General features: G+C 38.5%; 14 protein-coding genes. 7 read left to right on the forward strand and 7 right to left on the reverse strand.

The features are described from left to right. The first annotated feature begins 21 nt into the window (after positions 1–21). From KYG33_RS15320 to KYG33_RS15330, 3 genes are all read left to right on the forward strand, one after another. Positions 22–984, forward strand: coding sequence for a T9SS type A sorting domain-containing protein (locus tag KYG33_RS15320; RefSeq protein WP_219072023.1), 963 nt, complete (start codon positions 22–24; stop codon positions 982–984). A gap of 421 nt (positions 985–1,405) precedes the next feature. Then, positions 1,406–2,941 carry a YifB family Mg chelatase-like AAA ATPase gene (locus tag KYG33_RS15325; protein WP_077413331.1) on the forward strand — a complete coding sequence of 512 codons (1,536 nt, stop codon included), beginning with the start codon at positions 1,406–1,408 and terminating at the stop codon, positions 2,939–2,941. A gap of 455 nt (positions 2,942–3,396) precedes the next feature. Beyond that, on the forward strand, positions 3,397–6,504 hold the full coding sequence (locus KYG33_RS15330) for a non-ribosomal peptide synthetase (RefSeq protein WP_180564917.1): 3,108 nt from the start codon (positions 3,397–3,399) through the stop codon (positions 6,502–6,504). A 119-nt stretch (positions 6,505–6,623) separates the two neighbouring features. Here KYG33_RS15330 and KYG33_RS15335 read toward each other — a convergent pair whose 3' ends face one another. From KYG33_RS15335 to KYG33_RS15345, 3 genes are all read right to left on the reverse strand, one after another. Further along, positions 6,624–7,850 carry a spondin domain-containing protein gene (locus KYG33_RS15335; protein WP_219072024.1) on the reverse strand — a complete coding sequence of 409 codons (1,227 nt, stop codon included), beginning with the start codon at positions 7,848–7,850 and terminating at the stop codon, positions 6,624–6,626. Positions 7,851–7,983: 133 nt separating this feature from the next. Beyond that, on the reverse strand, positions 7,984–8,460 hold the full coding sequence (locus tag KYG33_RS15340) for a YdeI/OmpD-associated family protein (protein ID WP_219072025.1): 477 nt from the start codon (positions 8,458–8,460) through the stop codon (positions 7,984–7,986). Positions 8,461–8,537: 77 nt separating this feature from the next. Then, complete coding sequence (locus KYG33_RS15345) at positions 8,538–10,745, reverse strand: S46 family peptidase (protein ID WP_077413668.1); 2,208 nt, start codon at positions 10,743–10,745, stop codon at positions 8,538–8,540. 86 nt (positions 10,746–10,831) lie between these two features. Between KYG33_RS15345 and KYG33_RS15350 the strand changes: the two genes are divergently transcribed. Further along, positions 10,832–11,266: an META domain-containing protein gene (locus tag KYG33_RS15350; protein ID WP_257468802.1), complete on the forward strand. Its 435-nt coding sequence runs from the start codon at positions 10,832–10,834 to the stop codon at positions 11,264–11,266. A gap of 105 nt (positions 11,267–11,371) precedes the next feature. Here the strand turns inward: KYG33_RS15350 and KYG33_RS15355 are convergent, their stop codons facing one another. The 4 genes from KYG33_RS15355 to KYG33_RS15370 form a co-directional block, all read right to left on the reverse strand. Further along, positions 11,372–11,791, reverse strand: a complete 420-nt coding sequence (locus KYG33_RS15355) for a hypothetical protein (protein WP_077413335.1) — start codon at positions 11,789–11,791, stop codon at positions 11,372–11,374. A 6-nt stretch (positions 11,792–11,797) separates the two neighbouring features. Next, positions 11,798–14,320 (reverse strand): beta strand repeat-containing protein, encoded by a 2,523-nt coding sequence (locus KYG33_RS15360; protein ID WP_077413336.1) that lies wholly within the window; start codon positions 14,318–14,320, stop codon positions 11,798–11,800. Between the two features lie 6 nt (positions 14,321–14,326). After that, the gene (locus KYG33_RS15365; RefSeq protein WP_219072026.1) at positions 14,327–14,800 is read right to left on the reverse strand and encodes a T9SS type A sorting domain-containing protein; all 474 of its coding nucleotides are present in this window, start codon (positions 14,798–14,800) and stop codon (positions 14,327–14,329) included. Between the two features lie 162 nt (positions 14,801–14,962). Continuing rightward, positions 14,963–15,670, reverse strand: a complete 708-nt coding sequence (locus KYG33_RS15370; protein WP_257468803.1) for a LytR/AlgR family response regulator transcription factor — start codon at positions 15,668–15,670, stop codon at positions 14,963–14,965. 193 nt (positions 15,671–15,863) lie between these two features. Here KYG33_RS15370 and hflX point away from each other — a divergent pair, with 193 nt between their 5' ends. The 3 genes from hflX to KYG33_RS15385 are packed head-to-tail and all read left to right on the forward strand — an operon-like array spanning position 15,864 to position 19,033. Continuing rightward, complete coding sequence (hflX, locus tag KYG33_RS15375; protein WP_077413338.1) at positions 15,864–17,090, forward strand: GTPase HflX; 1,227 nt, start codon at positions 15,864–15,866, stop codon at positions 17,088–17,090. Further along, positions 17,090–17,725 carry a DUF4919 domain-containing protein gene (locus KYG33_RS15380; protein WP_077413339.1) on the forward strand — a complete coding sequence of 212 codons (636 nt, stop codon included), beginning with the start codon at positions 17,090–17,092 and terminating at the stop codon, positions 17,723–17,725. The genes hflX and KYG33_RS15380 overlap by 1 nt, the downstream gene beginning before the upstream one ends. 21 nt (positions 17,726–17,746) lie before the next feature. Next, positions 17,747–19,033, forward strand: coding sequence for a cation:proton antiporter (locus KYG33_RS15385; protein ID WP_077413340.1), 1,287 nt, complete (start codon positions 17,747–17,749; stop codon positions 19,031–19,033). Positions 19,034–19,045: the final 12 nt, after the last annotated feature.

The raw sequence follows: 19,045 nt of genomic DNA on the forward strand, positions 1-19,045 counted from the left end.
AACCAAACTTAATTATTATATATGAAAACAAAACTAATTTTTTTAGTGTTTTTACTATTCAGCATTCTGGATATAAAAGCACAGTGTACCCCTACCATTACCAGTCCGAGACTTGGACAGAAATACCCGGGAACAATTTTGTTCTGTGATGTGGAAGATGAAATAATTTCTACTACACAGACCTATGGAAGCTATCAGTGGTACAAACAGGAATGGACCTGGCAGACACCCAACAACAACCCTTGGGTGGCCATTCAGGGAGCTACATCGCAGCAGTTAACCGTTAGCGGTAATGACCAGCTGAATTATTTTAAAGTAGTCGTTACAGATGGGGATTGTACAGCAGAAAGCCCGGCAGTATTTGCTGATGGATTTGTATATGGTCTTCCGGCTATGATGACAACTTATACTCCCGGAACCTATCAGGAAAATATGGGAATCGTGAATGTATGTAATGGAGCATCTGTACAATTTGATAATATATTTCCTGTTGTATATGGCAAACATACCTGGTTCAGATGTGTACCAAGCAGTAATCCTGCGTTGCCGGGAGATCCCTGCATCATTCCTGGAGTGATAGGAGATACATATGTTGCGACAAGTTCCGGAAAATATGGCTTTTATGCCTGTACAGAATATTGCCCGGATCAATGCCAGATGCTGGATCCGTTTGCCTTTGTGGAAGTGAATTTCGGAAATTGGGATTTCTGCACCAATCTGGGAACAGGAGAGGTGAAGACTAAAGATAATAATCTGAAAATCTATCCCAATCCTACAGCGCAGCATCTTTATATCGGAAAAGAATCGGATAAAATCTATAAGGAAGTTACCATTATAGACATGTCCGGAAAACTTGTTCTAAAGAAAAATGACCACAGGTATAATCAGGCGATTGATGTAAGTCAGCTCGTGCCAGGAAACTATATCATTGTTTCTAAAAGCGCAGATGGAAAAGAATATAAAAATAGATTTATAAAGAAATAAGATTACATAGTCTGAATGTGTTAAAATTTTGATTGTGGGAAGGAAGATTGGATGTCAGAGGAGGGATGTTTCTTGTACTGAAGAAGAACTAGAGTAATTTATTTTAATACTTTACGCTCAATAGATAAAATTTCATCCTTGTTAATCTAATGACGTCATAATTACCCCCAAAAAGGAATTCTCTCTTTCCGGCATCCGGCTTCCTGACTCACATTTGGCATTTTATCCGGAATTCAGATGAAATAATCTCTTTCGTTAGTTTTTAATAATGGTTGGATCGGTACAATTTTTTGTGCCGATTTTTTTATTTTGAGTTTTTCTTAATATCTTTTTAAATATCCCTTTCTGACTAGAATATCATTCATGTAAACATCAGATTTTCAAAATAGTATATTCATTATTTTTACTTCAAAAACACACCATGCTGATCAAAATTTATGGAAGTGCCATTCATGGAGTGGCTGCACAGACAATAACAATTGAAGTGAATGTAGATACCGGTGGAGTAGGATACCATCTGGTGGGTCTTCCTGATAATGCGATTAAAGAAAGCAGCTATAGAATCTCTGCCGCACTGAAAAATGTAGGATATAAAATTCCCGGAAAGAAAATCACAATCAATATGGCTCCAGCCGATCTCAGAAAAGAAGGTTCTGCCTATGATCTGAGTATTGCCATTGGTATTTTAGCGGCTTCAGATCAGATTTTGGCTGAGGAAATTGAACATTATGTTATTATGGGCGAGCTTTCTCTCGACGGAAGCCTGCAGCCCATCAAAGGTGTTTTGCCCATCGCTATTCAGGCAAGAGAAGAAGGCTTTCAAGGAATTATTCTCCCCAAACAAAATGCCAGAGAAGCCTCCATTGTCAATGATCTTGACGTATATGGGGTAGAAAATATCAGAGAAGTTATTGATTTCTTTAATGAAGGAAAACCGCTTGAAAAAATGATATTGGACACCAGAAAAGAGTTTCATGAGAGAATCAACGATTTTCCTTTTGATTTCTCCGAAGTTAAAGGTCAGGAAACAGCCAAAAGAGCGATGGAAGTCGCAGCTGCAGGCGGACATAATATCATTTTGATCGGTCCGCCAGGAAGCGGAAAGACCATGCTGGCTAAAAGGATTCCCAGTATTTTACCTCCATTGACCCTGAAAGAAGCTTTAGAAACAACAAAAATTCATTCCGTAGCCGGAAAAATAGGAACTGAAGCATCATTGATGACCGTTCGTCCCTTCAGATCTCCGCATCATACTATTTCTGATGTTGCTTTGGTAGGAGGTGGAAGTTATCCGCAGCCCGGAGAGATTTCCCTGGCTCATAACGGAGTGTTATTTCTGGATGAAATGCCAGAATTTAAGAGAACCGTGCTGGAAGTGATGAGACAGCCTTTGGAAGATCGTGAAGTAACAATTTCAAGAGCACGGTTTACAGTAAACTATCCGGCAAGCTTCATGTTGGTAGCCTCTATGAATCCCAGCCCAAGCGGCTTCTTCCCCGATGATCCTAACAATACCTCATCTGCTTATGAAATGCAGCGCTATATGAATAAACTTTCAGGGCCGCTTCTGGATAGGATTGATATTCATATTGAAGTTCAGAAGGTGGAGTTTGAACAGCTTTCCGAAAAAAGAAAAGGAGAAATGAGCAAAAACATCCGGGAACGTGTCCTGAAAGCAAGAGATATTCAGAATAAAAGATATCAAAGCCTCAATATCAGCAGTAATGCTCAAATAGGGCCTAAGGAAATTGAAGCCTTTTGTGAGTTGGATGAAACTTCTTTCGGTCTCATCAAGTTGGCAATGGAGAAACTAAATCTTTCGGCAAGAGCATATGACAGAATACTGAAAGTCGCCAGAACAGTTGCTGACCTTGAGGGATCTGAGAATATCCTGTCTCATCATATTTCTGAAGCGATACAGTACAGAAGCCTGGATCGTGAATTTTGGAATGGTTAGTTTTATATTTGATTGATTTTAAAATAAATAGAAAAGATGTTTTCATAAGTTTAATTCGACTCTCTGGAATAAACATAGTAATTATGTAACGCATAGGTTAAAATATTATGTTAAGTTTGATTACCAAATTATTAAAAATATTACATTATGGAAATCAAATTTTTAAACACTGAATAAAAACTTACCTCTCGTTTCTGAAGAATATATAATCTGTTTTTCTTCTTTCCGATTTAATAAATAACGTTTGAACGCTGTTTACTGTTCTGCTCTCTGAGTGGATCGCTTAAGGCTTTATGTCATTCAGTTTTTTAAACTATTAAGCAAACACATTTAGTAAATAAGCTGTGGTTATGCCTTATGCCTGGTTGTTTCCTTATTTCATAGAGTCTAAAATCAACTTAGAATAGGGTTGAAGCCATTAATTACAAATTTTTAAACCAAATCAAATTATTATTATGTCAAACACAATTCCCTCATTAGAAACCTTATCAATAGGTACAGCTGTATTACTGTCGCCTGAAGACAGAGAAAAATTGTTAAACGGATTCAATAAAACCGGCTGGGACTATCATCATGAAGAAACATTAGAGTCTCTTTTCCGAAAACAGGCACTCCTTCATCCCGATAAAACAGCCGTTGTTTATCAGGATCAGGAGATCACGTATCGTGATTTAGATGAGAAAAGTAATCAGATTGCCAATCTGTTATTGAGCCATGGAATCAAAGAAGGTAAGTATGTTCCTGTCTGGCTGGACCGTTCTTTAGAATGGATTGTTGCTGTTCTTGGCGTGATCAAAACTGGAGCAGCATATGTTCCTATAGATCCTGCTTATCCTGCTAAAAGAGTAGAATTTATTCTTTCGGATACCGCCGCTGATATTATTATAACCAATCAAAATCTTGAAAACCTTTTATCCGAAACTGAAAGAACAAAAGTATTTGATCTGAGCAGCATGGAGAATCTTAATCATCTACCTTCTGAGTATCCGGAAATTATAATTCACCAGAATAGTCTGGCATATACAATTTATACTTCAGGCTCTACCGGAAAACCGAAAGGGGTAATGGTAAGTCATCAGGCTATACAGCACCTGGTAACCTGGCACAATCATCATTTTCACGTGGATCACAGTTCAAAACTGACCCTCGTAGCAGGATTGGCATTTGATATATCTGTATGGGAAACCTGGTCTGCCCTTACTTCCGGTGCAACTCTTTTTATTGCAGATAATGAAGACAGAACAGACACTCATGCATTGGTAGATTACTATAGGAGAAATCAGATTACACACGGTTTTGTGCCTTCTGTTTTAGCGCCGGGTGTAGTTAATTACTCGCGGAATTATAATGATCTGAAGTTGAAATATCTCTTTACCGGAGGTGAAAAACTGAAGCCTGTACTTACTACAGAATTAAGCTACGAACTGATAGACTATTACGGACCTACGGAATGTACCGTATTTGCAACATTTAAAAAAGTGAAAGATATCAATGGAAAATATATCTCTTCAATAGGGAAACCCATTGCTAATGCAAAAGCCTATATTTTAGGTGAAAATAGAGAGTTATTACCTGTAGGAGCTGTGGGAGAACTGTGTATTGGAGGAAATATTTTAGCAGATGGATATCTTAATAATAAAGAGCTTACAGATTCCAAATTCATTCCCAACCCATTCAATGAAAAAGAAAAGCTTTATCATACCGGTGATCTTGCCAAATGGAAGCCGGATGGCAATATTGAATTTCTTGGAAGGATAGATAATCAGGTGAAGATTCGTGGATTCAGAGTTGAACTTGGAGAAATAGAACGCACGCTGGTTCAGCAGAAAGATATTAGAGAAGCCGTGGTCATTAGCAAAGATACGGAAGGAAGCACCAAATATCTGATTGCTTTTATTGTATTAAAGCCTGATGCGGCAAAAGATGTTTCGTCAGTCCGAAATACTTTGAAAGAAGAACTTCCGGGTTATATGATTCCTGCCCAGATTATTTTTATAGATAAAATTCCGTTGACGGCAAATGGAAAAACAGATGCTCAGGCTTTAAAAGATCTGGCAGATAAAGAAGCGAAAGAACTTATTTCATTTGAGCCGCCAACCAATGAGACAGAACGGATTGTTGTTGATATCTGGTCTTCAGCACTGGAAAGGCCTGTTATTAATATTACAGATAATTTCTTTGATATCGGTGGAAACTCTCTGTTAGTAGCAACAGTTGCTGTGGCATTGCAAAGAAAGCTGGATATAAAAGTGTATCTGCGGGATATTTATCAGTTTCCGGTGTTGCAGGAGCTGTCGGAAGTTCTTATAGCAAGATCCAAAGCAACAAGAGAGGCTGTTCCCATGGAAGATGTAGAACCTTATGTTGAATTGCAGAAAGATGTTTATCTCGCTCCCGGAACTGTTTTTGCGGGTGGATTTGATCCTAAGCAGGTGGAAAATCCAACGACCATATTTTTAACGGGAGTTACAGGATTTGTAGGAATTCATCTTTTGCAGGAGCTTCTGGATACTACAAATGCTGATATTTACTGCCTTGTAAGAGCTCAGGATCAATTTCATGCGATGGAAAAGATAGAGAGGTGTTTTAAACAATATAAAATTCCTCAGAAAGAAGAGCAGAAATCGAGAATTATTCCGGTCATCGGAGATCTGGCATTGCCGGCTTTGGGACTGTCAGAAGAAATATTCTCAAAACTGGCAAAACAGACCGATCTGATTTACCATTCCGGAAGTTCCGTAAACTTCATTGAGCCTTATTCTTACATGAAAGCTCCAAATGTAGAAGGATTAAGAGAGATCATCAAATTGGCCGGAGCAGAAAGGACCAAATGTCTTGCTTTGTTATCCACCATTTCGGTATACAGCTGGGGACATGTGTTTACAGGAAAAACAGTAATGCTGGAGTCTGATGATATTGAACAGAATTTAATGTCTGTAAGCAAAGACATCGGTTATGTGAGAAGCAAGTGGGTAATGGAGGCAGTAGCAGATCTGGCGGCAAAAGAAGGGCTTCCATTGATTACTTATCGTCTTGGATATGCAATGTGCCACAGTGAAACAGGAGCAAGCGCTTCCTATCAATGGTGGTCCGGATTGGTGAAAAACTGTATAGAATTCAAATCTTATCCTGCATTGACTGAACTTAGAGAAGGGCTTATCACAGTAGATTATATGACGAAATCTATGGCTCATATCACAAAAAATAAAGAGGCAATAGGTAAGAAATTCAACCTGATTGCCCGCCCGGAAACCAATCTTACGCTGGAAGGATTCTTCGGACTCATGAAAAAGTATTATCCTTTCACCCTGAAAGATCTTCCTTATAAAGAATGGCGAAAACAATGGGAAGATGACAGTAAAAATCGGTTATATCCACTGACAAGCCTTTTCAGGGACAATATGCATGAAGGTTTATCCACCGTAGAGCTTTATCAGAATACTTATGTATGGGATTGTTCCAATGTGATTCAGTTTCTGGAGGGTTCAGATATTCAGGAACCGGTATTTGATAAAAAAATACTGGATTCCTATTTAAAATATCTGGGAATTCCGGTTGAATAGTATTTAATAATTGAAAAAGCCCAAACAGATTCTGCTTGGGCTTTATAATGCTTATTCTTGTTTTACTACAATTTAAAAATCAGACATTCATATCGTCTCATCTTTTCTTTATTTGAAGATTAATTGATGGTTACTTTAATTACATTCTGAACAGCAGGAACAGGATACTGGGTTCCTACTTTGGAAATGACCTTACTTTCAATTTGTGGTGTTCCTCCAAATAATGCCTGATGATTTCCAGCTCCAGGATATTGGTCAATACCTGTTCCGGAATCAAATAATGAGGTTTTTGAACTGATGTCTCCCTTAGTGTTGGCATCAATGCTTTGTTCATTGGCATAGAACCAATCATTGGAGAAACCAAACATTGTTGCATAGGCAATTTTATCACCCGGTTCAGCATTGAAATTTGTTGTTGCCTTACTTCCCGGTGCTACAGGAGCATTCCCGGCAACATATACACCTTGTACATTGGGTAAAGATTTTAAACTGTTTTGAAGTTTGGCTACATTTCCAAACTGGGCAATGTCTTTCAGTCCCATTCCGTTATCTGTTTTACCCAATTCATACATTGGATTTTTATCACCACGGTAAACAACAATCAATGCAGGAGAAAGTCCTGTCATAATTCCGGTATTGGCATTCAGTTGAGTCATCATTTTACTGATATTCCCCATTTGAGCAATATCTGTGATTTCAGGATTTGATAAAGCGTTAGGAGTAAAGAACGGGGCACTGTTCAGCAGCTGAGAACCATTGTAGTTGGAAACAGCCCATACTCCGGGAGAAAAAGGAGTTTCGTTGGCAGTTCCGCCAGATGTATTGGTAATGGTGAGGGTAAATTCCGAAGTTACATCATTGTAAGCCAGACTGAGCTTCATAAGCTGTGAAGCGTTTACATTAGGAACCTGCATGATGGGTTTACTTTCAACCTGTCCTGTGGTATCATCTTTAGTTCCGTTATCCCATAGCCGTACGCTTGAAGAAACATCTCCGGTAATTGCATTTCCATTGGTGTCAAACAGTTTGATGCCCGGCTGTTGGGAGGCAAAAAACCAGTCTTTTGATGCTCCGTACATTGTAGCAAACATTAACGCTTGTGTTTTTCCTGCACTGAATGTAACAGAAACAGATTGTCCGGGCGAAATAATAGGAGCAGTTCCCATTCCCTGAAAACTTCCGCTTTCTACAAAATCTTTAGGCGTTACTACATTTTCAAAGGTAATTGTTCTTTGAAAAGCCATGTCCGTCATCATGTCGCCATTTGAATCACTGCATGAAGAAAGAGTGAGTGCCACTAGAGTAGCCGCTGCTAAAACTGATGTTCTGAAAATAAACTTGTTCATAAAAGTAATTTTTTATAGTTATAAATGGTATTTGTAACTATAGTCGGCTACTTTTTGAGATCCTGACAAAAAATATTTTCTTAATTAAATTTTTTTTCAATGTATAGTTTCTGAGAATGAAAAGTAGGGTAAATTATATTCCTTTTTTTCCATCCAGAATCATCTGAATCATTTTTATCTTCCTGTTTTCTCTTGTTTCCGGCTTCTTGGCTTCTTCAATCCAGCGGATGTATTCTTTTTTGTGCGTGTAGCTCATTTTGTCAAACAGACTTTTTGCGTCCAGATTCTCATTAAAGACAGAGACGATATCATCGGCAATTTCAACGACCCTCTCTTCTTTGTCCTCAGTAAGAGAAACGGAAACCTCATCCCCGAAAGTTTTCCCAAGCTGCTTCCTGATCTCCTGTGTAAGGCCTAAAATATGACAGTCTGATTTCATTTTGGCAAGGCTTCCACGATATTCAACATTGTCATCAAATATAGCTTTAATCTTTACTAACCCTTTTTTATTAAACAGTTCTTCTGTAGAAAAAGGAAACTCTACAAATGCAGCGTTCATCTCTCCGTTTTGCTGAATAATAGCTGAAAATTTGATCATTTGAGGATTCATGATGAAAGATTTTAATGGTTAAAAATAAAAAAACCGTGAAAGTAAATTTCACGGTTTCAAAAATAAATCAAATAAGATTATTTTTTATTGATTTTCTTAGGCGTTGTTGTAGTACCTGAGTTTTTAGTTTTTGTATCAGCTGGAGTGTTTTCTCCTCTTACAAGCTTCAATTCGTCAACTAATCTTCTTGCACCAGCAAACTTATCGATTGTCCAAAGAACGAAACGAACGTCTACGTTGATTGTTTTCTGCCATTCCTGCTCGAATACGATATCACCGCTTAATGCTTCACTGTTACCGTCGAAAGCAATACCGATAAGGTTTCCGTCTCCATCAATTACCGGAGAACCAGAGTTACCTCCTGTAATATCATTGTTAGAAAGGAAGTTTACAGGCATATAACCTGCTGCATCTGCATACTGTCCGAAATCTTTAAGGTTGTAAAGGTCAATCAGTCTTTGAGGAAGATCAAACTCTTCATCCCCTTTCTTGTATTTTCCAACAAGACCAGTCATATCAGTATAATAGTTATCAGTAATACCGAAATAGTTTCTGTCATTTCTGATAGGTAATTTATCTACAGTACCGTAAGTTAATCTCATGGTAGAGTTAGCATCCGGGTAGAATTTTTTCTCAGGCATAGCCTTCATTAATCCAGCTAAGAACAGACGGTTGTTTTTCGCAAAATTATCATCTATTTTAACAAATCTTTCTGTGCTTATCTTTTGATCTGCAATAATTCCGTTAGCTGCTTTCCAAAGTGGATCAGCATCAAGTTTCAATGCATCTGGATTCAATAAGAAGTTCGTTGCAGAAGTCTTATTAGCGAAGATTGAAGAGTAAGCTAGATTAGAAACATTCTTAGAGTCCAACCCTAAAATAGTAGCAGAAGCAACCTCAGGATTTTTAACTCTTGCTTGGTAAAGACTTGTCATAGCTGCAAGCATTTCTCCTTCCAAAGATGGATTAAAGTTTTCATAAGCCGCTTTGATAGCTGTTTCAGTTTTAGCTTTCATTGCCAGTCTTCCCTGCATATCCTGAGCTGCATAAGCTTTAAGAGCAGATCCTACCTGTAATGCAAGGGTAATATATTTTGCGTTTCTTGAAAACTGTGAAGCATAGTTTCTTTCAACATTTCTTTCAGAAACTTGCTTGTAATACATTCCAATATCTTCCAAAACACCATTGTACTGATCGTTTCCTGGCATTGCAGCCCATTTGTTGTAAGTTTCTTCGATCTTTTGTTTGTCAGAAATAGTTCCGTTTTTCTCTACAGCATCAATAGTTCCCTGTCTGTTTTTCCAGTAGTTTGCTACTGAAGCATATTGAGAAGCATAGTTAAGCTGAGTTGCTTTATCCTTATCCATGTACTTTTTCATTACATCCATGGCAAGTTTAGAAGCTTCAACCCAAGCCGGATAATCTTTAGTTACCATTTGCTGAATTCCATAAGAAGTCAGATAACGGTTTGTTCTTCCAGGGTAACCTAAGATCATTGAGAAATCACCAGGTTTAATTCCCTTAAGAGAAACCGGAAGGAAATGTTTAGGCTTTAAAGGAGTATTGCTTGGAGAATATTCAGCAGGATTTCCTGCAGCATCAGCATATACTCTGAAAACAGTGAAGTCTGCTGTATGTCTTGGCCATTCCCAGTTATCTGTATCTCCCCCGAATTTTCCTAATGAGGAAGGTGGAGCACCTACTAATCTGATGTCTTTATAATCCTGATATACGAAATAGTAGAATTCATTTCCGTTGAAGAAATCTCTTACCACTACAGTATATTTTCCGTTCTCAGAGTTTTCTGTTTGAATTGCTTTTGTTTCAGCATCAATAACAGCTTTTCTCTCTGCTCCGGTCATATTGTTGTTTAGTTTAGAAGTGATTCTCTGCGTAGCATCATCCATTCTCACTAAAAATCTTACATAAAGATCCTTTGCATTGAATTCGTCTTTCTGTTTCATAGCCCAGAAACCGTTCTTCAAATAATCTTTTTCTGGCGTAGAAGCCGCAGCAACAGCACCGTAACCACAGTGGTGGTTTGTAAATATAAGTCCTTTATCCGAAACAATCTCACCTGTACAGAAACCACCGAAACTTACGATAGCATCTTTTAAACTTGAATTGTTTACAGAATAAATTTCTTCAGGCGTAAGGTGTAGACCCTCTTTTTGCATATCAACACCGTTAAGTCTTTTGATGAGCATTAGCAGCCACATCCCCTCATCCGCCCTCATCTGAGCAAAGCCCAGTAAGAAAGTGAATAGTAGAAATAGTCTTTTCATTTTATAAAATAATTTTTGTGTCGCTAATTTACTAATTTTTACGAGATTCTGTCCCGGATTGGTATGAAAATGGGATGATAATCCGCATGAAAAAGATACTCTCATCAATTTTTGCAGTTTTATTTTTAGGACTTGTTTTAAATTATTCCTCAGTGCCGGATAAAAATCCTTCCCTTCAAAGGCAGTGGATGTTGATTTCTTTTGATGGTTTTTCAAAAGAACAGTTGATTGCTAATAAAGCTGAAATGAATCTGACAGCCAGTATGGTTGACAATGAAATTCAAGGGAATGCCTATATGGGATGTAACCAGATGTCTTTTGTTTCTGAATTTAAAAAAGGAGGAAAAGTAAAGATTTCAAGCGGAATAAGTACCATGAAAGCCTGTCAGGATATGAATCTTGAAGCCTCTTTTCAGAAAAAAATTGAAACGATGACTAAGTATTCTATTGAAGGACATTTTCTTACCTTGTCCGATGATCAAGGAAATACAATGAAATTTGTAGCTGCTGATTGGGATTAATAATACCCATATCATAATATAAAAGTCCGCCTTGCAGCGGACTTCTTTGTTTGAAAAATCTAGTTTGGTTATCAGCTTTTTGCGGTTATTAGCTTTTGAGGGTCATTAGTTTTTGGGAATTGTTTTTTTTATGTCTTCCAGGGTTGCTGTGTTAGGCAGCCCGGTAACTGTCATTTTTGTGTTCCTAGAATTTATAGTATTGTGAGATGCCTGTCTGTTTGGGATTGTTTTTTTTAGGTCTTCAAGACTTGCTGTATTAGGAAGAAGTTTTCCTGAATTATCTGCAGCTGCTTTGGGCTTGGAATCCTGTTTTTTTACTTCAAGTCCATGATCAGTAACAAGACCTGAGTTTACAGTTTTCTTTTCATTGTTTTCCTTGGCTTCCTGCATTAGTTTTGCCTGTTGTTCCTGTGCCTGTTTTACAACCAGTGTTTGATCTTCCTCTATCGGAGCCGCTTTTTTATTTTCCTGAGCATAGATAATACTGCTTAAAAATAATAACGGGATAATATATGCTATTTTCATGACGGTTTATTTTATGTTGACTAATACTTGAATTTTTCCAATCTCTTTTTGGTCATAATCCTGAAGTGCTTTTCCGATTACCTGTCCTATTTTCACCTTTTTGATATCTGCTTTCATTGCAACACCTGTTTTAGATGAAGTTACCAAAAGGTCTCCTCTTTTTATTTTCCCATTCTCAAGACATACTTTGGTAGGAATTACCCCAATGACGCCCATGGGGGCTTTATTGGAAATATCAGTGTCAATATGTTCCTCCGTAAGAAGTACACCTGGTTTGGTAGCATATACTCCTGCCACAAGGCTAGAATAAGGTGTTGAAGATTTTTCAACGGTTCTGTCTGCACTGGTTGAGATGACTAGAATATCACCGGGTTCGTACTGAGAAATGTTTCCATTGACATCAAAGACCTCTGCAACGTCAGCACCGCTGCTTTGAGTTCCTCCATTAAAGAATCCACGTCCGGTATTGTCAATACGAGCCACATTTACAGCACTGGGATTGCCGGATCTGAATACAGCAATAGAACCGGCACTTCGGGTTTCTGCTGTAAGAGGAGGATTGGTATTGGAGGTGTTATAATTAACGAACCTTGCGGCGCGGCCTGTTCCAAAATTAGGAATCCATGCATAAATAGCACTTCCTGTGCCGTCTGCTGTGGTTTCTACACCATCCCCTGTGTTGGATGCATTAGCTGTTATACCGTTACCATTACCATCTGCAATGGCAATTAAAGCGGGTCCGTTTCCTGCAGGATTGGAAGCATGGAATAATCCGCCGAAACCTCCGGTTCCTGAAGATATCCCATAGATACCCGCTGTTCCGAAATTGGCAAATTGAGAGTTAACTTCTCCTCTCACTGCCGCTGAAGTTCCTGTGGTTCGGTCTACTTTAAAATTTCCTGCAATACCGTTTCCTACAGTGGTTACGGTTATAACATCGCTGGTATTATTCTCATTGAAGATGTTAAACCTTCCGGCTCTTCCGGTAGCAAATGTAGGAACCCATGCATAGAGAGCATTTCCAGCGCCATCAATGTTGGTTTCAATTCCGTTTCCGTCTTTGCCTGCATTGGCGGTGATCGCATTTCCGTTCCCGTCGGTAAGGGCAATTAATGAAGCTCCGTTTCCTGCAGGGTTTGATGCATAAAATAAGCCGGCACGTCCTCCCGTACCGGAAGAAATTCCAAAAATAGCGGCGGCACCAAAGTTTCCGAAAATCGTGTTTACTTCCCCTCTTACTGCAGCACCAACACTATTGGTGTTGTCAACCAGAAAAGAGGCTGCATTTCCCTGGGTGTTGTCCGGAATGTTTCCATTTCCATTGGTTTCTACCTCGAAAGTATTTCCTGTAGTATTCGTTTGGTTAAAATTTTCAAATCTTCCGGCACGGCCAGTACTGTTATTTAAACCTACCTGCCCATAAACACCTATTCCGGTTCCGGATGTATTGGTAGCCACAAATCCTCTTACTCCATATCCTCCTCCGTCATTACGTCCTACTACAGCTCCGGCAATATCACTGGTAGTTCTGCCCACTACTGCTTCACCAGCTGCGGTGTTGTCACCAACAATACCTGCAGAAGATTGGGATGAGGTGGAACCGTGTACCCCAAATCCTGCTCCGGTAGAACTTCTTACTCCGGCTCCATTTCCTGAGGTCGTAACATTTACAACTGTACCATTCCCTACGCTGGATGCATTAAGAGCAACATTATTATTCGCATTATTGAAGATTGAAACACTTGCAGGGATTCCGTTATTACTGGTAGCAGTAAGACCGGTTCCTGTATTGCTGTTGGCATAAACCCCGGTTCCGGCAGCACTGGCATTACCATATACGCCTAGTCCATTTGGGGTTACGCCATATACACCCCATCCGCTTCCGGCCTGGCTTCCATATACACCCACGCCTAATCCTCCGGTTCCGTTATTGATACCACGAACTGCTGAAGAAAATCCTCCCGGAGCTGTATTGGTAACAACTCCTCTTACTGCTGCAATATTTGACGTAGTTGTATTGTTGTTACCCTCTAAAGATGTTCCATCACCATCATTAGTTAATGAAAATAAGGTTGAGGCATTATTGACTGTATTAGTATAGGGAATTGCGAAGCTTCCGCCTCCGCCACCTGCAGATTTGGCATACATAGCATAGGGAACACTCAGTAGCTGGCTCGTTCCTACTATCGTGTAGCTGGTTCCTCCGGCAGGGTCAGTTTCTGTTTTTAAATAATAGCTTCCTGCGGGCCAGTCGATAGTGGCAAATGTTCCTGTAAGCACAGTTCCTGTTCCTATTTCAAGGCTGATAAGCCCATTGGCATTGGTATTTCCGGTGAGCCTTTCTGAATAGACTGCGGCGCCGGCAGGAGATCCCTGCAATATACTTGCTTTCACGGCTATACCTTGATTGACTAAGAGTTGTCCGGAACCGTTTCTCATGACAGCTTGGTAGCTCATTTTTTCCGGAGCCTGAGAAAGTCCCATAAAGAAACCGGTCAGGATCCAGAACAGTAATAATATTTTTTTCATGGCATTTTATTTTTTGATGATTTTAAATGTTTTAATATTTTCTCCGTTTTGAGTGATCCTGATGATATACATTGCAGAAGGAAGTGAGGAGAAATTAAGCTCAGATTTTGATTGTGAGATCTTATCTTTTTTTACCAGCTTACCTTGGGCATCAAATAACTGATACTCTGATCCTTTAAAATTATTTGAGGTAAAATCCAAATACAAATAATCTCTGAAAGGATTGGGGTAGAGCAAAATGCCTGTGAGTTCAGAAGAGGTTTCAAGGGAAGTAAGAGTGATGATTTCGTAAGGCTGTTGTACGCCTTCGAAAACCTGTCCTGTTCCTTTTTCGAGGTAGGTCATCTGGCCTACACTGTAAGAAACAAAACCATTAGCTGCTGAAGCATCCAGTCCGGTTGCCAAAACTGCAGATTGTGCGTGCAGTATGGAGATGGAAAAGACAGACAGAATAATACAATAAATAGATATTCTTTCCATGGATAACAGTTTTGGTGATTAATAGATGTGTTTTTTCTGGGGGAATTTGGGAAGACTAAATTACCACCGATCTTAATCAAATGACAGGAAAATAGACCAACGACAGAAATAATCGACCAATGGCGTTTTGTGAATTATGATGGAATGTTTGTTGGGCTTTTTTTAAGGATGAAAAAAAGAAAGATTATCCTTATAAGTTCTGCCGATAGGAAGTTTGATATGATGGGCAAGTTCTATCTCATGACAGCTTTTTCCACGGATAAGGTGACGTGGTACCGCGTAGCTTCTGTGAATTCTGACAAAAGAATCAAAAAAGTTTTTTTGCAGGAGGTTTCCCAGAGAATTTAAAATACAGTGATTTTTTTCAAGAGTGATAATTCTGGTGTAATCTTTCAGAGCTTCCAGATACAGAATGTTTTTCATTTTAATCTGAAAAATATGTCCTCCTTCTTTTATTTTGATGCAGTTTTCTCCTACCATAGCATCATAGCATTCACATTTTTCTTTCACTTCAAAAAAATCAAAAAGCTTCTCCATAGAATAATGAAAGCGTTCTGCGGTAAGGGGTTTGGTGATAAAATCTAAAGTACTGATCTCAAAAGCTCCGGCAGCCAGCTCAGGATGGGAACTTACAAAAATACAGGCAGGGATCTTATGGGCCAGCCTCCGGAATTCAAGTCCGTTCATACCCCGCAAATTAGTCTCGATAATCAGAAGATCAGCAGGAATGTCAAGATAGGGAATTGCCTTTTCTGCAGAATCAAAAGAGGCGACAATTTCAATGTTTTGATATTGTCTGATATAATGCTGAAGAACCAGTCTGTCCAGTTCATCATCATCAATAATCATACATCTAATATGGGTAATCATGATATTCCGGAGATTAGTTTTTGATTTAAATATTTAAAAATCAGAAAATTATTACATAAAGTTATTGATTTTTTATAAAACTTTTACTGGCAAACTTAAATTTATATTAAAATATGTTATTAAATAAAAATTGATTTTGTTTTTTTTCTGAAAAATATTAACTTGTAAAAATCATAAACATAGATAGAACTTAATGTTAGAAAAGAAAGAACATAACTATGAGAAAGCGGTCTTAGTGGGTGTTATTACCCAAAATCAAGACGAAGAAAAACTGACAGAGTATTTAGATGAACTTGAGTTTTTAGCTTTCACAGCCGGAGCAACCGTACAAAAGCGTTTTACCCAAAAACTGACTCAGCCGGATTCCAAAACCTTTATCGGAAGTGGAAAAGCAATTGAGATAAAAGAATATGTAAAAGAAAACGAGATAGGAACTGTAATTTTCGATGACGAACTTTCTCCTTCACAGCTTAAAAATCTGGAAAGAGACATGGAGGTTAAGATTTTGGACCGTACCAATCTTATTCTTGATATTTTTGCCCAGAGAGCTCAGACTTCTTATGCGAGAACTCAGGTGGAACTAGCACAATATCAATATCTTTTGCCACGATTGACGAGAATGTGGACTCACCTTGAGCGTCAAAAAGGGGGAATTGGAATGAGAGGTCCCGGAGAAACGGAAATTGAGACTGACCGTCGTATTATCCGTGACAGAATTACTTTGCTGAAAGAAAAACTGAAGACAATCGACAAGCAGATGGCGACTCAGCGTAATAACCGTGGGAAAGTAGTTCGCGCAGCTTTGGTAGGATATACCAACGTTGGAAAATCTACTTTGATGAATTCTATTTCAAAATCTGAGGTTTTTGCAGAAAATAAACTATTTGCCACGCTGGATACCACAGTAAGAAAAGTGGTGATCGGAAACTTACCATTCCTGCTTACGGATACGGTAGGATTTATCAGAAAATTACCTACTCAGCTGGTAGAATCATTCAAGTCTACTCTGGATGAGGTTCGTGAAGCTGATCTTTTGATTCATGTAGTGGATATTTCGCACGAGAGTTTTGAGGATCATATAGAATCTGTAAATCATATTCTGATGGAAATCAATGCTCATCAGAAACCAATGATTATGATTTTCAATAAGATTGACGATTTCAGCTATGAGAAAAAGGATGAAGACGATCTTACCCCTTCAACCCGTAAAAATATTTCGCTGGAAGAGTGGAAGAAAACATGGATGGGGAAATCAAAATATCCAACGGTATTCATTTCTGCTTTAACGAAGGAAAACTTTCCGGAAATGAAGAAAATGATTTACGATGAGGTGATGAAAATCCATATTTCCAGATTTCCTTACAACGATTTCCTTTTCGAATATTTCGATAACGACGAGGAAGAAGAAAGCAACAATTAATGAAATATCACTTTTTCCTTTTATTCATCATGTTTTCGGTTTTTGGTTTCAGCCAGAAATCAAAACTTGATTTAAAAGCTGTTGAGAAAAGTCTCAAAAATTCTGATTCTCCTTATAATTACGAGAAGCTTATTTTTAAATATAAAGGATATCCAAAATCTTTGGATAGCATAGAGTCACAATATCTTTACTATGGAAGAAATTTCAGAAAAGATAAAGTAAGTACGTCAGACGATAGCTTTAAAAATCTTGCTGAAGCCTTTAAGCAGAACAATTTTGCAGACTGTATCAAGCAGGGAAAGGCCTTGTATGATAAAGATCCTACGAACCTGGATGTTTTGCTGATCCTTCTCAGAGCATATGATTCTGTGAAGGATGGCAGCAATTTTATGCATCATCTGAATCAGTTTCGTTCGCTTACGGAAGGAATAAAAGTTTCAGGAGACGGAAAATCGGAAAAAACAGCCTATATCGTCAATTCTGTAGGAGATGAATATATTCTGCTGAATATTCTGAATATAGGAAAGGATTATACAAGAAGCTCAAAACCTGCTAAGGATGGCATGTTTGATGTTTGGGAAAAAGAAGGGCAGCAGCTCTATATAAAAATACTCTATTTGGAACTCACCAATTAATCATAAAATAAAAAACACTTAGTGGAATTATATTATTCATTTTCAGCATTAATCGTATTAGCATCAATATTTGCATATCTCAATTACAGGTTTTTAAAACTTCCAAGTACCATCGGAATTATGGTGATCGCCATTGTGGTGTCTATTTTTTTGGTAATGTTTGGAGAAACAGTACTTCCGAGAACTTTCGGACATCTTCACAACCTTATGAACGGTATCGACTTTACAGAGGTGTTGATGGGAGCAATGCTTAATTTCCTACTCTTTGCAGGAGGAATTCATATTAATATTAATGATCTGAAAGAACAGTTCAGACCTGTAGTGATATTTTCCACAGTGGGAGTTGTGATTTCTACCTTTGTGGTAGGATTTGGAATGTTTTATCTGCTTCCTTATGTAGGTGTTAAGCTTCCTTTTATCTACTGTCTTGTTTTTGGTGCTCTGATTTCACCTACCGATCCGGTAGCGGTTCTGAGTGTACTGAAACAGGCGAATGTCTCAAAATCATTGGAAACAAAAGTAGCCGGAGAATCTCTCTTCAATGACGGTATGGCGGTTGTGGTCTTTACAGTGATTTTACAGCTGGCAGTCGGGAAAGAAGTGGATCTGGGTGTTGAAACTATCGGATTGCTTTTGCTTAAGGAAGCCGGAGGTGGTCTTTTACTTGGAGTTCTGTTAGGATGGGTTACTTCAAGATTGATGCGTGAAGTGGATGATTATATTATTTCTGTATTAGTAACGCTTTCTATAGTGATGGGAGGTTATCTTATTGCTAGACAAATGCATATCTCAGGGCCGCTGACTATGGTGGCAGCTGGATTGTTTATGGGGAACTTCAACAGAAGTTTCAAAATGAAATCGGTTACTCAGGATTATCTGATCAAATTCTGGGAACTGATTGATGAAATTCTGAATGCCGTATTATTCCTGTTCATCGGATTTGAACTCTTGATGATAAAAGATCTGAAGCATTTTATGATTCCTGGATTCCTGGCAATTATCGTAGTGCTGCTTGCAAGATTTATTTCTATCTGGGGGCCTACGAAGTTTACCTCTTTAAGAAGAAGTTTCAGCCCGCAGACCGTAAAAGTTCTGGTTTGGGGAGGAATCAGGGGTGGAGTTTCCATTGCGTTGGCAATGTCTATTCCTAAAAGTGAATACAGTGAGATTATTTTAAGTATTACGTACTGTGTAGTAGTCTTCTCGATCATCGTTCAGGGGCTTACCATTGCCAAGGTAGCCAACCCCAATAAGATTGCAAAAGAAGAGGAAGAACAGGAGAATATTGCCTTAGAAGAAAAAGCTTAAAAACGCTTATAC

The organism is Chryseobacterium sp. D764 (assembly GCF_019317325.1).
Classification (GTDB): Bacteria; Bacteroidota; Bacteroidia; order Flavobacteriales; family Weeksellaceae; genus Chryseobacterium.